The 15,353-nt window shown below is 60.8% G+C and carries 17 protein-coding genes and 1 tRNA gene; 9 read left to right on the forward strand and 9 right to left on the reverse strand.

Going from position 1 to position 15,353, the window contains the following annotated elements; genetic code table 11:
* Nucleotides 1-3: 3 nt before the first annotated feature.
* Nucleotides 4-1,395, reverse strand: coding sequence for a WS/DGAT/MGAT family O-acyltransferase (locus ATO7_RS00190; protein WP_083558907.1), 1,392 nt, complete (start codon nt 1,393-1,395; stop codon nt 4-6).
* A gap of 62 nt (nt 1,396-1,457) precedes the next feature.
* Between ATO7_RS00190 and ATO7_RS00195 the strand changes: the two genes are divergently transcribed.
* A complete protein-coding gene (locus ATO7_RS00195; protein ID WP_083558908.1) occupies nt 1,458-2,135 on the forward strand; it encodes an acetoacetate decarboxylase family protein in 678 nt (225 codons plus the stop codon).
* 17 nt (nt 2,136-2,152) lie between these two features.
* On the opposite strand, the gene ATO7_RS00200 is transcribed toward ATO7_RS00195, so the two are convergent.
* Nucleotides 2,153-2,452 carry a hypothetical protein gene (locus ATO7_RS00200; protein WP_083558909.1) on the reverse strand — a complete coding sequence of 100 codons (300 nt, stop codon included), beginning with the start codon at nt 2,450-2,452 and terminating at the stop codon, nt 2,153-2,155.
* Between the two features lie 122 nt (nt 2,453-2,574).
* Here ATO7_RS00200 and ATO7_RS00205 point away from each other — a divergent pair, with 122 nt between their 5' ends.
* Complete coding sequence (locus ATO7_RS00205; protein WP_083558910.1) at nt 2,575-2,997, forward strand: PH domain-containing protein; 423 nt, start codon at nt 2,575-2,577, stop codon at nt 2,995-2,997.
* Nucleotides 2,994-3,401: a GFA family protein gene (locus ATO7_RS00210; RefSeq protein WP_083558911.1), complete on the forward strand. Its 408-nt coding sequence runs from the start codon at nt 2,994-2,996 to the stop codon at nt 3,399-3,401. Before ATO7_RS00205 ends, ATO7_RS00210 begins: the two co-directional genes overlap by 4 nt.
* A 47-nt stretch (nt 3,402-3,448) precedes the next feature.
* Here the strand turns inward: ATO7_RS00210 and ATO7_RS00215 are convergent.
* From ATO7_RS00215 to dapA, 3 genes are all read right to left on the reverse strand, one after another.
* Nucleotides 3,449-3,538 (reverse strand) — tRNA-Ser (locus ATO7_RS00215).
* A 61-nt stretch (nt 3,539-3,599) separates the two neighbouring features.
* Nucleotides 3,600-3,878, reverse strand: a complete 279-nt coding sequence (locus ATO7_RS00220) for a hypothetical protein (protein ID WP_146680086.1) — start codon at nt 3,876-3,878, stop codon at nt 3,600-3,602.
* Nucleotides 3,875-4,765, reverse strand: a complete 891-nt coding sequence (gene dapA / locus ATO7_RS00225) for a 4-hydroxy-tetrahydrodipicolinate synthase (RefSeq protein WP_083560941.1) — start codon at nt 4,763-4,765, stop codon at nt 3,875-3,877. The genes ATO7_RS00220 and dapA overlap by 4 nt, the downstream gene beginning before the upstream one ends.
* Before the next feature lie 78 nt (nt 4,766-4,843).
* Between dapA and ATO7_RS00230 the strand changes: the two genes are divergently transcribed.
* The 5 genes from ATO7_RS00230 (at nt 4,844) to ATO7_RS00250 (ending at nt 10,193) form a co-directional block, all read left to right on the forward strand.
* Nucleotides 4,844-5,383 carry a glycine cleavage system protein R gene (locus ATO7_RS00230; RefSeq protein ID WP_083558913.1) on the forward strand — a complete coding sequence of 180 codons (540 nt, stop codon included), beginning with the start codon at nt 4,844-4,846 and terminating at the stop codon, nt 5,381-5,383.
* Between the two features lie 36 nt (nt 5,384-5,419).
* Nucleotides 5,420-5,881 carry a peroxiredoxin gene (locus ATO7_RS00235; RefSeq protein ID WP_083558914.1) on the forward strand — a complete coding sequence of 154 codons (462 nt, stop codon included), beginning with the start codon at nt 5,420-5,422 and terminating at the stop codon, nt 5,879-5,881.
* Between the two features lie 13 nt (nt 5,882-5,894).
* Nucleotides 5,895-7,322, forward strand: a complete 1,428-nt coding sequence (locus ATO7_RS00240) for a PhoH family protein (protein WP_083558915.1) — start codon at nt 5,895-5,897, stop codon at nt 7,320-7,322.
* 169 nt (nt 7,323-7,491) lie between these two features.
* On the forward strand, nt 7,492-8,274 hold the full coding sequence (locus ATO7_RS00245) for a putative porin (RefSeq protein ID WP_083558916.1): 783 nt from the start codon (nt 7,492-7,494) through the stop codon (nt 8,272-8,274).
* Between the two features lie 8 nt (nt 8,275-8,282).
* Nucleotides 8,283-10,193, forward strand: a complete 1,911-nt coding sequence (locus ATO7_RS00250) for a hypothetical protein (RefSeq protein ID WP_206044744.1) — start codon at nt 8,283-8,285, stop codon at nt 10,191-10,193.
* Between the two features lie 3 nt (nt 10,194-10,196).
* On the opposite strand, the gene ATO7_RS00255 is transcribed toward ATO7_RS00250, so the two are convergent.
* Together ATO7_RS00255 and ATO7_RS00260 are read right to left on the reverse strand one after the other, a co-directional pair.
* A complete protein-coding gene (locus ATO7_RS00255) occupies nt 10,197-12,059 on the reverse strand; it encodes a sensor histidine kinase (RefSeq protein WP_158522964.1) in 1,863 nt (620 codons plus the stop codon).
* A 31-nt stretch (nt 12,060-12,090) separates the two neighbouring features.
* On the reverse strand, nt 12,091-12,741 hold the full coding sequence (locus ATO7_RS00260; protein ID WP_083558919.1) for a response regulator transcription factor: 651 nt from the start codon (nt 12,739-12,741) through the stop codon (nt 12,091-12,093).
* A 118-nt stretch (nt 12,742-12,859) separates the two neighbouring features.
* Between ATO7_RS00260 and ATO7_RS00265 the strand changes: the two genes are divergently transcribed.
* Complete coding sequence (locus tag ATO7_RS00265; RefSeq protein WP_083558920.1) at nt 12,860-13,861, forward strand: hypothetical protein; 1,002 nt, start codon at nt 12,860-12,862, stop codon at nt 13,859-13,861.
* A 79-nt stretch (nt 13,862-13,940) separates the two neighbouring features.
* Here the strand turns inward: ATO7_RS00265 and ATO7_RS00270 are convergent, their stop codons facing one another.
* Entirely contained in the window at nt 13,941-14,603 is a 663-nt protein-coding gene (locus tag ATO7_RS00270) for a response regulator (RefSeq protein ID WP_083558921.1), read from the reverse strand.
* 44 nt (nt 14,604-14,647) lie between these two features.
* Nucleotides 14,648-15,265 (reverse strand): sensor histidine kinase, encoded by a 618-nt coding sequence (locus tag ATO7_RS00275; protein ID WP_158522965.1) that lies wholly within the window; start codon nt 15,263-15,265, stop codon nt 14,648-14,650.
* Nucleotides 15,266-15,353 lie beyond the last annotated feature (88 nt).

Genomic DNA, 15,353 nt, shown 5'->3' on the forward strand with positions numbered 1-15,353 from the left:
CTGCTACAGCAGCGCCGCCTTGAGTTCGTCCAGGGCCTCACCGGTAAACACGGCCAAACGCTGCAAATGCGGCAAGGTGTCCCGACAGCCGACAAATCCGAAGTTCAGGGTACCGGCATAGCTTTGCACCGTGATGTTCAGGGCCATGCCGTGGGCCGGAATCGACACCGGATAGGTCGCCTCTATGCGTGAGCCCCTGAAATACAGCGGTTCATCCGGGCCAGGCACGTTGGAAATGCACAGGTTGAAGGTGATCGGCAGGCGCCCGCGTATGCCGCTGACCGCCTTGAGCGTCTGCAGGCCGAACGGCGCCATGATCAAGGAACTATAGGCAATGATGGCCGCAGCGGACATCGCCTCCATCTGGTGTTTGGCTTCGCGCGTTGACGCCACAATCGCATTGAGGCGCGCCACCGGGTCTTCGATGTCGGTGGCCAGCGAAGCCAGCATGGCACCCACTGCATTGCCGCCGCCTGGGTCATCCTTGGGCCGCACATTGACCGGCAGAAACGCCACCAGCGGCTTGTCTGGCAACTCCCCCATATCCAGCAGGAAGCGACGCAGACCACCCGCACACAACGCCATGACGATGTCGTTCAGTGTGCCACCCGATGCTTTGCTCAGGGCTTTGAGTTCGGCCAGCTGATACTGCTGGGTCGCGAAGCGCCGGTTGCGCCCGATGCGCCCATTGAGCACTGAATTGGGCGCCTGCATGGAGTTGACCAGATCGCCGATTTCGCCGCGCGCGGTGCGGCTCAGACGCCACAACGCCTTGCCCACGTCGCGCACCGAATCGAACTGAGACACCACCGAATCCCACACCGCCGACATGTCCACGCCGGCCGCCTTGGCCGCGATTTGGCGGCGCGGCTGCGACTGGCTGTAGAACATCGGCGTGTCGCGTTCATCGGGATCACGCGCCATGCTGCGCGAAAGAATCTTCATCGCCGTGTAGCCATCGACCAGGGCGTGATGAATCTTCATGTACAGGGCCAGCCGACCGCCTTCCAGCCCTTCGATCAGGTGCAACTCCCAGGGCGGGCGCGACAGATCCAGGGCGTTGCTGTGCAGACGCGAAATCAGCACCCCCAGCTCGCGTTCATCGCCAGGCGCCGGCAAGGCCGAACGACGGACGTGGTATTCGATATCGAAGTTGTCATCCTCGATCCAGCGATGCATCGGATTGAGCATGAAATTGGGCGTACGCAGCTTCAGATTCCACGGTGCCTCGACCTGAACCGAGGCCTTGATCTCATCCATCAGCTCACGCAGATAATCCGGCCCGGCATCTTTTGGCGGCGTCAGCGGCAGCAAGCCCGCCACGTGCATCTTGATGTCGCGCGTCTCGCCGTAGAGAAACATCGCGTCCATGGGGCTCAGGCGTTTGCCGGCCATCGGTCTCCTCCCTCGTTGTTGTGTTGTGTATCGTATACGCAACACGTCCAATCGACCTTTGCATGAGCGAAATAATTGATGCGCCTGCGCCCTGGGAACTGACCGGTCGCGCGTATATCTGCGTGCTTCGCGCCGATCCCCGCATACTTGATGAACACAGCTGGGTGCCGGCCAGTCTGGCCGGGAAACGGCGCAGCGGCCTTTCGCTGATGATGTTTGTCGACTACGCCGATTCACCCGCCGGCCCCTACCATGAACTGCTGTTCATTCCCGGGCTGTATGCCTTTGAGGACGGTCGCAAGTATTTCAGTATCAGCCGCATCTTCGTGTCCACCATGGACAGCGTGGTCAACGGCCGGCGCAACTGGGGCATCCCCAAGGAACTTGCGCAATTCGAGGTGCAGGACCAGGGCCATCGCACCCATGTCAGGATCAGCACCAACGACCAGGTTTTTGCGGACCTGCGCTTTCGCGCGTTCGGGCCCACCCTGCCAGCGCCACGTGGCCTGTTACCCAAAGCCTGGCGCACGCTGGCTCAGCACTGGGACGATCAGACCTTTATCTACCAGCCGAACGCCGGTGGTCGTGCACGCCTGGCCAAAACCGAGCAGATGCAGTTCGATGCCAGCCAGTTCCCGGACCTGAGTGCGGCACGCGTGCTGGCCACCGTCAACCTGCGCCAGTTCAACATGAGCTTTCCGGTCTCACAGATTCACCCACACAACACGCCACAGACATAAGTCCTGCCCGCGCCTTCTTAATCCAGGGTTTCACAAACGCTGCGCGCTGTGCCGCCATCAACCCAGACCCTGACGGTTTTGGGGTTGTAGCCATCGACGTAGTAAATCCAGTCCTCACCGGCATAGGCACCGTAACGGTTCTGCCTGGGAACGACCCGGGTCGGCTGTCCCAGCACCTTGAAGACGCGCTGCTCAGAATCACCCGCGATCACCAGCTGCCCGTTGGCTCCGCGGCTGCTGCCGTTGCACTCGCGCGCATCGGCCGACGCCACGCTGAACACACTCAGCAGCAGGATCACCCCCCATGAATGGCGCATCGCGCTCCCCCTGACCAAAGACATTGAGAGCTGCATCATGGTGGAAAGTTCGCTATGACGACTATCCAACGTTGTGAAGCCGACCTAAGCTTAAGGTCGGGTCAGCCCAAGGATGAGCATGCATGCGAGTGCACCGATCGAAAATTGATGCCTGGTTTATCGTGGTGATGGTGATCGCCGCTGTATTTACGCTGTTGGTTACGCTGCGCACAGCATCGCCAGGACCATTTACCGCGCTGGCCCTGGGCGGCGCTGCTGCGCTGAGCGCCTGGATCGCCCTGAGTACCCGCTACACGCTGGACGAATCCTTTCTGACGGTGCGCTGCGGTCCCTTTTGCTGGCGTATTCCACTGCAGGACATACATCGCATCACGCCGTCGCGAAACCCGATTTCAAGCCCGGCCTTGTCGCTGGACCGGTTACGCATCGAGTACGGCGAGGCGCGCTCTGTGCTGATCTCACCGCGCCATAGCGAGCGTTTCATTCGCGAGCTCAATGCCTTGCGCCCGCAAGCGTCCACAGCAAAATCGGTTTCATCATCGTGAGCGATACGCAACGCGGTTCCTGCCTGTGCGGCGCGGTGCAGTTTGAAATCGACGGCGCGTTTGACAGCTTTTACCTGTGCCATTGCTCGCGCTGTCGCAAAGACACCGGTTCGGCCCATGCCGCCAACTTGTTTGCCACCTCCGCGCAATTGCACTGGCGGCGCGGCGAGCATGAAGTCAGCCATTTCAAGCTTCAGGGCACCGCGCATAGCCGCAGCTTTTGCCGCCACTGCGGCTCGGCACTTCCCGGTCTGCACATGGACGGGGCTTTGCTGGTGGTCCCCGCCGGCAGCCTGGACAGCGAGGTGAACCAGTCGCCAACGGCGCACATCTTCCGCGCCAGCGCAGCCAACTGGGACCACGAACTGGAACAGCTTCACGCCTTCGCCGGCCTGCCCGAATAGGGCACGATAGGCACAAAAAAGCCCGCATCAGCGGGCTTTTTCTAATCTGGCGGAGAGAAAGGGATTCGAACCCTTGAGGGGCGTTCACCCCAACACGCTTTCCAGGCGTGCGCCTTAAACCGCTCGGCCATCTCTCCGGATTCACACAGCCTGGCGGCCATGCGGGCGGTGGATTCTATACGAACCCGGCCGCGGGCGCTACGACTGTTGCGGGACAACCAATCGAGGCGGGCGATCCAAACAATCGGTACGCGACTCACCGGAGCCATCGGTGTACTGCCGCGCGGCCTTGTAGTCCTGCTCCGGAATCGGCGGAATCATGTAAGCCGGGTCGCGCGGCGGCAACTCACCGTTATCCACGCTTTGCAAATCGGGATATTCCTGAGCATCCAGATAGGCCCCGTCGAAAGCACACTGGCGTGCGCTACAGGCCATCAGCAGCATGCTGACAAGACTGATTCCTACGATACGAATCAAAGCTTTACTCCTGCCTGAATCAGGGCGTTTTCTACCAATGGATAAAAATCTTCGGCCAACGGTGTCATCGGCAATCGTATGCCTTCGGGTATACGCCCCATACGATTGAGCGCCCATTTGACCGGGATCGGATTGGGTTCAGCGAACAGATGCTGATGCAGACCCGCCAGATCCGCATCCAGCGCCATCGCGGTTTCACGGTCGCCATCAATGGCCGCCATACACATCTGATGCATGCGCGCCGGCGCCACATTGGCGGTCACCGAAATATCACCGCGCGCTCCGATGAGCATGGACGCACAAGCCGTGGCGTCGTCGCCGGTGTAGACCACAAAGTCCGGGTCCAGTTCGACCAGCGCCTTGATACGCTCCAGCGTGCCGGTGGCTTCCTTGATCGCGACAATCGCCTCGCACGGCAGCAAGCGCTCCACGGTTTCCGGCTTGAGGTCGCAAGCGGTGCGCCCCGGCACGTTGTACAGAATCAACGGACCGTCCGCATTGCCGGCAATCGCGGCATAGTGACGATACAGGCCTTCCTGGGTCGGCTTGTTGTAATACGGCGTAACCAGCAGGCATGCATCAGCGCCTACCGCAAAGGCCTCGCGGGTCAGCAGCTGCGCCTCGGCGGTCGCATTGGCGCCGGTGCCGGCAATCACCGGAATCCGTTTGGCCACGCGGTCGATGGTGTACTGAATAACCTGCAGATGCTCAGCCACCCCCAGGGTGGCGGATTCACCGGTGGTGCCGACCGACACGATCGCGTCGGTGCCCTGCTCTATATGCCACTCGATCAGGCGATCCAGGCACGGATAATCCACCGCGCCGTCAGCACTCATCGGGGTGACCAGGGCGACCAGGCTGCCCTTGATTTGTGTTCGGTATGTCATGGCGCGGCGATTATACATTCCACAGGCTCCGGCTGGCGGTTACACTCTTGATGCACTTTCGAATCCGACCCGGCGGGCATGCAGGACATCCACAAATATCTCATCGTCAACGCCCTGGGCGCCTGGCGTGACAATCTCAGCGCCAGACTGATGCAGGAGATCCGCGAACGCGGTTGCGAGATTCTCGACAGCCGTATCGGCATGCTCGGTGACGCCATGACCGCCCAGTTGATGGTATCCGGCAACTGGAGCAGCGTCGGCAAGCTGGAAACCGCCCTGCCGGCCATCGGTGACAAGCTTGAGGTTTACCTCAGCGGTCTGCGCACGCGCGATCGCAGCGAGCGCCCCGATACGCGGCCGTATGCCGTGGAGATCAACGCGCCACAGCAGCCTGACTTGCTGCCTGCGCTTGTCGCCTTCTTCAATAACCAGGACACCGTGGTGGCCGAACTGGTCTGCCAGGACTACAGCGCGGGCCAGACCGGCGCGCGCATGGTCAATATTCAGATGGTGGTCCTGGTGCCGATCACCGCGCAGCCTCCGGCACTGCGCGAGTCGTTCATGGACACCTGCGACGAACTCAACGCCGACGGCATGCTGGACCCGATCAAATCCTGACACTTACGCAGCAAACCACCGCAGACGGAGAAACGTATGAATCTTGAGCTGGGTGATGCCTTACCCGCGCTTGAACGGCCCGCCACTGGCGACCAGACCATCGCTCTTAACAAGCTGCCTCAACGCATCGTGGTGGTGTATTTCTACCCCAAGGACAGCACGCCAGGCTGCACCACCGAAGGCCGTGATTTTGCCGCGGCGCATGAGCAGTTTGTCGCTGCGGATGCCTGCGTGCTCGGGGTCTCCAAGGACAGCATACGACGCCACGAGAACTTCAAGGCCAAGCAGGAGTTTCCGTTTGAGCTGTTGTCCGATGAAGACGAAAACCTGTGTCAGGCCTTCGGCGTGATTCAGGAAAAGAAGCTGTACGGCAAGACCTACATGGGCATCGTGCGCAGCACATTCGTCTTCGTTGACGGCAAGCTGGCCAAAATCTGGCCCAAGGTCAAAGTCAAAGGTCACGCCGAAGAGGTCCTGGCGTTCGTCCAATCCGTCTAACCGGAACCCGCTCATGAGCAAACGTCTGTTCGTGCTGGACACCAATGTCCTGATGCATGATCCCTCCTGCCTGTTCCGCTTCGAAGAACACGACCTGTTTCTGCCCATGGTTGTGCTCGAAGAGCTCGACAACGGCAAAAAAGGCATGTCGGAGGTCTCGCGCAACGTCCGTCAGGTCAGCCGCTACATGGACACCCTGCTGACCGACAAAACCGATGCCGACATCACCAAAGGTCTGGCCCTGTCGGAACTGCAGGCGCTGGAAAGCGACGCCGCGGCCAGCGGGCGGTTGTTTTTCCAGACCGAACAACTGGAAACCGACCTGCCGCGCAGCCTGCCCGGCAACAAGCCCGACAACACCATTCTCAACACCGCGCTGGCGTTGCAGTCGGCCATGCCGGAACGTCAGGTCACCCTGGTCTCCAAAGACATCAACCTGCGCATCAAGGCCGCCATTGTCGGGGTCGACGCCGAGGATTATCAAAATGACCGGGTGCTGGACGACCTGGACCTGCTGTACAGCGGTTACGACGTGCTGCCGGCAGACTTCTGGAACCGTCAGCCGGATGGCCTGAAATCGTGGACTGACGAGGTCGGCCGCACGTTTTATGAGGTGCATGGCGAGGACACCAGCACCTGGCACCCGAATCAGTTCTTCCACATTGCCCATGACACAACGGACGAACTCGCCGGTGCCAGCGATAACCAGATGGAGTTGCTGGTGCGCAGCGTCCAGTCTGACACGGCCAAGCTTGAGCTGATCCGCGATTACCGCGAGGGCAAGACCAGCGCCTGGGGGGTGCATGCGCGCAACCGCGAACAGAACTATGCGCTCAATCTGCTGATGGACCCGGACATCGAGTTCGTCACCCTGTTGGGGGCTGCCGGCACCGGCAAAACCTTACTGACTCTGGCCGCCGGGCTGGCCCAGGTCCTGGATGAGCCGCGCTACCGCGAAATCATCATGACGCGCGTCACCGTGCCGGTTGGCGAGGACATCGGCTTTTTACCGGGCACCGAAGAGGAGAAAATGACGCCGTGGATGGGCGCGTTGATGGACAACCTCGAAGTGCTGACAGGCTCGCTCGACGGCGGTGACTGGGAACGCGCTGCAACCAACGAGCTGCTGTCCAAACGGATCAAGATCCGTTCGCTCAATTTCATGCGTGGACGCACCTTCCTCAACCGTTTTCTGATCCTGGACGAGGCCCAGAACCTCACCTCCAAGCAGATGAAAACTCTGATTACGCGCGCCGGGCCGGGCACCAAGATCGTCTGCCTGGGCAATCTGTCGCAAATCGACACACCCTATCTGACCGAAACCACCTCCGGCCTCACCTATGTCGTGGACCGTTTCCGGGGCTGGCCACATGGCGGCCATGTGACCCTGGCGCGTGGTGAGCGTTCACGTCTGGCTGACTTCGCCTCCAACCACTTGTAGAGGCTTGCGCCGATCCGGGCGGTCCGCACGCGTGACCCGGATCACAGTTGTTACTGGCTTGATTGCGGCTGTCCCATGAATACGGGACAGCCGCAAGGGCAACCCGTCGCTAGGCTGAGACCCATGCGTAATCCGCATGTGAATTGCACGGCGCACACGGGAGCCCAACATGAACAGACACCTTCACTCCGCCAGTTTCATCGCACTGCTGGCCACATCGACACTGGCTCAGGCATGGCAGATTGAAGCCAGCGGCAGCTACACCGACTTCGATGGTGCCGATGATGCCCAACTTGGCGTGCTCGGCAGCTATCACTTCAAGCCGGTCAATGATGCCGACAAGGCGCGCGCCGAATCCGCCTTCCTGGCCCGGTCCAGTCAACTTTTCGCCGGTTACACGACATTTGACGAGGCCGACGCGGACGGCCTTGGTGTCGGTGGCGAGCTGTTCTTCGAAGATCTCTATGCACGCGGCTCGCTGACCCAGATTGATGTCGGCATCGACGACGGCACCGCAATCGACCTGCGTGTAGGTTTTCTGCCCCGCGACGGCGTTCTGCTCAGTCTTGGCTACAACGACATCGGCTTGGATATCGTTGACGTAAGCATGCTTTCGCTCAACGCCAAATGGGTGCAGTCGCTGGATCAGGGCATGGCTTACAACGCCGAAGCATCAATCGCCAAGGTCGACGGTTTCGGCGATCCGATCACCTACATGCTGGGCGGCGACCTGTACCTCAATCAGGATCTCAGCGTCGGCTTGGCCTACCGCGACAGCGACGCCGACAACGCCAACGAAGAATGGGAATTGCGCGCACGCCTGTTCGTTGTACCCACGCTGAGCCTGGCACTGGCCTATGCCATGCAGGATGGCGGCAGCGCCATGGGCGCAGCAACCGGCATCGGTGGAGCCGGCGATCGCATCACAGTCAGCCTTGCCGGCCGCTTCTGAGACACGCCATGACTATGAACAAACATACAGCAGTAGGCATGCTTGCCAGCCTCATTTTGGCCAGTGGCTGTGGCGGCAGTTCAGGCGGTGGTGTGACGCCCCCCCAGAACTTCGACGAAGCCTGCGCTCTGGTACCCGATTGCGCCCAGCCTCGCTATAGCGACGCGGAGGCCAAACAAGGCATCTACCGGGTTCTGGTGGAGCGCGATGCCAGCGGTAGCATCCGCATTGTGAGTGTCGATCAGGCCGAGGTTTTCGCCGGCGACGGGGTGCCACTGTCCAATGTCGGCGCCAGTCATCTGCTGGTTGGCATGGACGCAAACGGCGATCAGGTCGATGCACAAGGCCTACGCTTTGCATCCGCTCTCGGTCTCGAGTCATTGGACGACTTCAAGCGTGTGGAGATTGATCTGAGCGATCAGAGCGTCAACACGGTTGCCTACCTGGAGGCCAATGAGGCCATCGAGACGCTCGGCGTGGTCGACGTCGACGGCAATCTGCTGACAGTCGAAAACCTTCCACAGCAAGCGCGCCGTAAACGGGCCCATACGCTCAAGAGCGACGCTCAACCGGCCGGGCACTGTGCCCACGTGCGCATACTCGAAGGTGAGGCTGACCGCTTCCACGCCCAGAACATGGCGTTTTACGATGACACCGTGCTGCTCACCCCGACTCCGACGCAGCGCGCCGTAATTGTGGCCGCACTCAACCGCATGACCCCTCTGATGTGCCACGCTGTCAGTCGTATTGCGGTTGGCACGGTCAAAAACCGCGGTGAACTCAATGGCGCTGTGGCCCAGATCGGCGGCGGCGACTTCATGCTGATCAACGCCGGCAATCTGCGCTACACCGAAAACAATCTGGCCAGCTTTGAGTCCGTGCGGGTGGCGATGATGCGCACCATCCTGCATGAAGCCGGTCATGCACTCGAAGCCCTGCTCAACGCCAATTCGGCAAACCCCGGCGACTACGGCGGACACTGGACAGCAGCCAACCGCAGCGTGGCCAGCCAGACGCTTGACAATGTGCGCCTGAATGTCGGCCTGCGCGATGAATGGCGGCGCACCCACCGGGCCTTTGCCAGCGAAGATTTCGCCAAGCTGTGGGCCAACGACGGCGGTCCGGCGCGCGAGGTGGTACAGGAATTCAGCGCGATGGAAACCGCCGAGGCCGGTTTTATGTCGCGCTACGGTGGCACCGGTTATACCGACGATATCGCTGAAATGATCTCTTGGGTTTACGCGGCCGAGCTTTACGAAAACGCAGGGATTCCAGAGGGTCGTCGCGAGAAGGAGGATTACGCCTGTCAGCTGATGCGTCAGCACACCGAAACCTCGGTGCCCGGCCGCCTCGCCGCGGTCTACACCAAAGTCATGTTTCTGCATGACCTGGGCGCACTCCACAGCGAGGATGTCGCGCGCTGCCTTGGCCCGCACATCGGACTGGCGACCAGCAATGACGGCATGCACGTTCATCAGGGCGGCAGCCACCAAAGCAGCTTTGAAGATCAGGTTGAGGCCGTCATCGGCAACACCAGCAGCGGGGAACTGGTGTTCGAAATGAGTGCCCACGGCGAAGCCAACTTCGGCGACAACCGCTATCCGGCGCTGTTTCGCCTGCAGCTGGACCTGCTCAACCAGGCCAGCCAGCACGAGGCGAGCTACCGGGCCAATCCACCTTGGCCACGTGGCTTGTATCCGTTGACTTCATCCAGCCTCAACGTGCTGGAGTTGCGCCTGGACGGCGAACCGGCCGGCGACTTCGACTCGACTGAAGGCTTTGTGTTGGTTGCCGAAGCTTCCAATCAGCGTATTTCCGGTTCGATTTTCCTGACCAAGGTGTGGCGCCCACACGCCCCGGTGCCGGTCCCCGAGGTCTACGACCCACCGCTGATCATTCGTTTCCAGATCAGCAACTAGCGCTCAGCCCGCCCGACGGTTGGCAGTCGGGCGGGCGTCTTGCTGCAACGGCAACCACAAGCGCACGGACGTACCCCGGCCCGGCTGGCTGTTCAGACTCAGCTGCCCACCCAAAGCACTCGCCCGCGCCTGCATGTTGGCCAGCCCCCGCCCCTGCGAGGCCATTGTGGGGTCGAAGCCGCAGCCATCATCACGAATGTCCACCCAGATCCCACCAGGATCCTGCGACACCCCTGTTTCCACGCTCACCCGATGCGCGTGAGCATGCTGAATCATGTTGCTCAAAGCCTCCTGCAACAGACGCAGGATGTGCAGAGCATGCGGCGGCTGCAGCCAGGCCAGCGCCGGCAGTGGTGTCACGGCCCAGTTCACATCCAGGCCGGCATGGCGAAATTGCGGCGTCAACCGATAACGCAGATTGCCCAGTAAGCTGGGCAAGTCACCGTCGACCGGCTCTAGCGAGTCCACCGTCAGCTTGAGATCGGCGATGGCCGAACGCAACGCGCGTACCGCCTGTTCGTCAGAGCGACCGCCGTGCTCCGCTGCGGCCAGCGCAGTGGTCAGCTGAGCCCCAATGCCATCATGGATTTCGCGCATCAGGCGCTGACGCTCCTCCGCCCTGACCTGATCTGCCAGCGCCACACTCAAACGCTGATGGGTTCGCTCAAGTTCGAGCTGCCGCTCGCGCACACGCGCCTCAAGTTTTTCATTGAGCGCAGCGACCTCGCCCAGCGACTGGCTGTACCGCGTGGTCAGGGCAATGATGAAACTGCCGCACATTAAAACGGCGCCAATCGGCCCCAGAAACGGTCGCTCAATCGAAATCCAGCGCTGCTGTATGGCCAGATCATTCAGGTTCAGCACCAGATTGATCAGATAACCACCGGCCAGTAGCAGCTGCGGCAAGCCCGGCTCGCGAACAGCCCGGCGCAACAGAATCACACCCGCTATGACCGCAATGGGTGCCAGTGCAATATAGATCAGCCCCGCGTAAGCGTAGGCATCAACGCCGTAACCCGGCACGGTGGCCAACGATATGGCCAGCGCAGCACCCACCAGCGAGGTTTCCATCCAGCCGCGCGGATGGTCGTAGTAACGCAGTGCAAACAACAGGATCAGGCACATCGCCCAGGCCATGGAAATGACCGCCAGCCACCAAAACAATGGCGGGCTGCCCCACGGCACAACAACAAAAAAATGCGCCTGACGCACGGCGAAACTGGCCGCCGCCAGCCCCAGCAATAAATGCTTGGTATCGGCCGGCTGGGCCAGCCAGATGGCAAAACCGAACAAGGCGATCACGCTGAGCACACCGGCGGCTATTTCAGCGCTGCGGATACGCATCAGATAGCTGCTTTCGAAAAGGCTGTTAACCGTTTCGTCCGTTCCGATGCGGGGGCGCGCCAGTTGCACCCGACCCAAATACGGCGAATCCAGGGCCAGCATCAGGGTATTGCCGTGAGCGCTCTGCAGCCGTGCCGGCAGCACGCCGTGAAAAGGCCGGTTCCAGCCCAACTCAACCCGTGTGGGATCGCGAAACGAGCGAGCCACTCGCTCACCGTTGAAATACACCCGGATGCGGTCCGCATAGCGCGGAATAAACACACCCAGATCGCTGCCATCGAACAGTGCATCGTCAAGACGCAGTCTGTACCAATGCCAGGGTGCATCAAATCCGTGCGGACGGTCGCCCAGATAACGCCCTTCGTGACGCAGCACCGCGTGCGAATCCGGCAAATCCACGCGCTGCCATTCACTGGCCTCGTCCGGCCTTGAATTGGCGGCGGTGACAGTCCAGTCCGCCTGATCAAACGTATTCAGGGTTTGGGCCGTTTGGGCCGCCTGGGCCGGGCTGAGCCATAGCATGCTCAGCAGGCACAATGTGATGGTTGCCGCGCTAACGCTGCAGCAACCCCATGCGCTGTCCTTCGAATACCGCTTCCCCACGCGAGTGAACCTGCAGCTTTTCGTAAAGTCTTTTGACATAGGTTCCCACGGTGTGTGGTGAAACATCCAGCAAGCGGGCGATCTCCTGATACGCAAAACCACGTGCGAGCAGATTAAGCACCTCCTGCTCGCGTTCAGACAGCGGCTGTGACGGCCCAGACTGTTCCGGCGTGGATGACTGAAAGCGCTGCAGGATGCGGCGAGCAATGATCGGGGTGATGGGTGAGCCGCCGGCGCGCAGTTCAAATATGCGCGCAACAAAGTCCTCTTCGGAATCGTCTTTGAGTAAGTAGCCCGTGGCGCCGGCCTCGATGCTGGCGAGCACGCTGCGTTCATCGCCAAATACACTGACCACCATAATGTCGCAGCGCGGATGATGGCGATGACCGTGCTCGATCACATGTATGCCGCTGGTATCAGGCAGGCCAAGATCAACCAGAAGCACGTCTGGACGATGCGTATCCAAGGCCGTGAGCGCTTCGCGTGCGGTCGATGCCCAGGCCAGCACCTTGATCCGACCATCCGTGTCGAATGACCGGGCGAAGCGATCCCGCATACGCGGATCATCCTCGACCACGATCAGATTTAGCGATGTACTCATAGAGCCATTGTGCCGCGTCACTGCTGACACCGCAGCTTGCGCATGTCCCGTGAATTGGGGACACATGGCCTGCCTCGAATCCGGATACTGCCCGTACGCTTAAAAAACAGGATCTGTCATGCGCAAAATCACCTTTCAACCCGTCTTGCCAATCGCCGCCGGCTTATTGCTCGTCGCCTGCGGTGGCTCGGGCGGAGGCAGCAATGGCGGCCAAACACCCGGCGACAACAGCAATGACCCGGTGCGCGCAGCGGTCGCCGGTGCCGCAGCGTTGAGCTTTGCGCAGTCGGGCATCAGCGCATCGCAAGATGCGGACGAAAGCAACGGCGGCGCAAAGTCGACTGAGCAAGTGGCCTGCGACAGCGGCAGCCAAACCATCACCGAAGACACGGGCGCCGGCCCGGGTGGCGGTATCGCATCGCCTTACCACAGCGGTGACTTCCAACGATTGATCACCAGTGCCGACGCCTGCCGACACTCAGCCAGTGGCGACGGCTTCAACTTTGAGTCGTACATAGACGGCATGCTCAACAGCGGTGAAGCCGAAGATGGACGCGTGATCTACATCGTGGCCAGCGATCAAAACGGGAACTACTACAACGATTTCGTCACCGAGTTCAGCGGCAGCGCCTTCGACGGCACGCAATCCACACGTATGGGTGGAATCATGCATCTGTGTGACGGCTGTTCGGCACCCGAGTACGGCCATGACATGGAAATGCGCGCTTTCATGCGCATGGATCTGACCCTTGAGCAAGCCGAGTTTTCCATGGAACTGGGCGGCACCAACGGCACCGATGCCACCGATCAGCTCAGCCTGCGCATGTCCGGCACTCAAGGTGGTGCCGGCGAGCACGAAATTTACGGCCGCATGGCGGTCGATGTGATCGGCACCGGGTGCCAGTTCGACGCCCGCTACAACACGCTGTCACCACTGGTCACGGAAAACACCTTCAACGCGGACGAGCGCGTGGTCAGCGGCGAAGTTCAAGTCACCCTGGCTGATGGCGGAGATTTCAACGTGGTCATCTCCAACGGCGTCATTTCGGTGAACGGGGTCACGTACAGCCAGGCCGAGCTGGACGCTTTCAGCGAAGACTGCAGCGTCATCACGCAGTAAATTCCACGGCGCGGCGGTGGTGGCCGTGTTGGCCACCGTCGTCGCGATGCGGCGGCGATGCGACAGCACTTCGGGATCGCTAGATTTCCGTTCGCACCAACCCCAAACGCACCGCTTCGATAGTCGCCTCGGAGCGATTGTTCACATCCAGCTTGCGGTAGACCGATTTGACGTAGCCTGAAGCGGTGTTGGTAGTGACCTGCATATGCTCAGCCACCTCGCTCACCTTCCATCCTTTGGCGACCAACGTCAGTGTTTGTTTCTCGCGTGGACTCAGACGAACCGCCTCGTCGGCGTCGCTTTCGGGTTGCGAGAACACCGCCATCAAGCGCCGCGCGATGGTCGGCGACAACGGCGGTTCGCCCTGGACGATCCCCTGCAGCGCCGCCGACACCTTGTGAGGCGGCTGATCCTTGAGCAGGTAGCCTTGCGCCCCTGCGCGTAAAGCCGGGAATACATGGTGATCATCGGTGTAGATGGTGGTCACCACACGAATGCAATCAGGCTGTTCGGTGACCAGCAGGCGAATCAAATCAAGACCACTGCCGTCCGGCAACCCCAGATCCAGTAGAGCCACATCAAAGCGCTGCGCGGCGATCAGTTTTCGCCCTTGCGCAAGATTTGCCGCCAGGCTGACCTGCAAATCCGGGAAGGTTTCATGGGCGCGGGCAAGCAGCCACTCGGCCGTGGCCGGCTGATCCTCAACAATCAAGCCCTGCTTGAGTACGGGTTTAGACTCCATAAGCACAACAGTATGCCCCTTCAGGCCGTGATGTGAGCCCCGATTCAGGGGGATTCCGGCAGCGGAAACTCCAGCACGATTTTGGTCCCGCCCAGGGTGCCCTCGGTCCAGTTCACGCGGCCATGCAGCTCCTCGGCGCGGGAACGAATATTGCCCGTCCCGGCACCATGACTGGAGTGTGCATCGGTGTGTGGTTCTGGGCCATCATCGGTGTAATCCAGCAGCAATCGATCGCCACTGCAGCGCGCCCGGATACGCAACTGCTGAGCGCCGCCATGACGCAATGCGTTGGTCACCGCTTCACGCGAAATGCGAAACAAGTGCAATGCGTCTCTTTCGCTCAGCGGCGGATCTGGCACCTCTGCACTGACATCCCACAGCAAGACGCCGCCCGCGATATCCAACCGTTGCTCGGTTTCATCGCGAATCTGACCCAACACTTCGAGCAAGCTGCCGCTAACGGTGTGTCCGCGCGAAACCACATCACGCAAGTCCTGCATGATCTCGCGCACCTGATCGGCTTGCGCGCTATCCCCCAGAGTGTGCAGTAAGGTCAGCAACTTGCTACCAATATCATCGTGGATATCACGATAGATACGTCGCCGTTCTGCTTCCGCCGCATCGGCCGTGACTGCGACATCCGGTGGGCTTGATTCGGCCAAGCGAGGCGATGGCGGTGTTGACCTGCCGCGGCGACCGCACAAATAGCCCACAACCGCACCGATTAACAGGGCGAAAAGCGCAACAGGC

Origin of the sequence: Oceanococcus atlanticus (genome assembly GCF_002088235.1) — a bacterium.
Lineage (GTDB): Bacteria > Pseudomonadota > Gammaproteobacteria > Nevskiales > Oceanococcaceae > Oceanococcus > Oceanococcus atlanticus.

Bases quoted from the DNA above. Each gene is read 5' to 3' on its own strand.
- ATO7_RS00190 (WP_083558907.1), bottom strand. From the start codon at position 1,395: ATGGCCGGCAAACGCCTGAGCCCCATGGACGCGATGTTTCTCTACGGC.
- ATO7_RS00195 (WP_083558908.1), top strand. From the start codon at position 1,458: ATGAGCGAAATAATTGATGCGCCTGCGCCCTGGGAACTGACCGGTCGC.
- ATO7_RS00200 (WP_083558909.1), bottom strand. From the start codon at position 2,452: ATGCGCCATTCATGGGGGGTGATCCTGCTGCTGAGTGTGTTCAGCGTG.
- ATO7_RS00205 (WP_083558910.1), top strand. From the start codon at position 2,575: ATGCGAGTGCACCGATCGAAAATTGATGCCTGGTTTATCGTGGTGATG.
- dapA (WP_083560941.1), bottom strand. From the start codon at position 4,765: ATGACATACCGAACACAAATCAAGGGCAGCCTGGTCGCCCTGGTCACC.
- ATO7_RS00230 (WP_083558913.1), top strand. From the start codon at position 4,844: ATGCAGGACATCCACAAATATCTCATCGTCAACGCCCTGGGCGCCTGG.
- ATO7_RS00235 (WP_083558914.1), top strand. From the start codon at position 5,420: ATGAATCTTGAGCTGGGTGATGCCTTACCCGCGCTTGAACGGCCCGCC.
- ATO7_RS00240 (WP_083558915.1), top strand. From the start codon at position 5,895: ATGAGCAAACGTCTGTTCGTGCTGGACACCAATGTCCTGATGCATGAT.
- ATO7_RS00245 (WP_083558916.1), top strand. From the start codon at position 7,492: ATGAACAGACACCTTCACTCCGCCAGTTTCATCGCACTGCTGGCCACA.
- ATO7_RS00250 (WP_206044744.1), top strand. From the start codon at position 8,283: ATGACTATGAACAAACATACAGCAGTAGGCATGCTTGCCAGCCTCATT.
- ATO7_RS00255 (WP_158522964.1), bottom strand. From the start codon at position 12,059: ATGCTATGGCTCAGCCCGGCCCAGGCGGCCCAAACGGCCCAAACCCTG.
- ATO7_RS00260 (WP_083558919.1), bottom strand. From the start codon at position 12,741: ATGAGTACATCGCTAAATCTGATCGTGGTCGAGGATGATCCGCGTATG.
- ATO7_RS00265 (WP_083558920.1), top strand. From the start codon at position 12,860: ATGCGCAAAATCACCTTTCAACCCGTCTTGCCAATCGCCGCCGGCTTA.
- ATO7_RS00270 (WP_083558921.1), bottom strand. From the start codon at position 14,603: ATGGAGTCTAAACCCGTACTCAAGCAGGGCTTGATTGTTGAGGATCAG.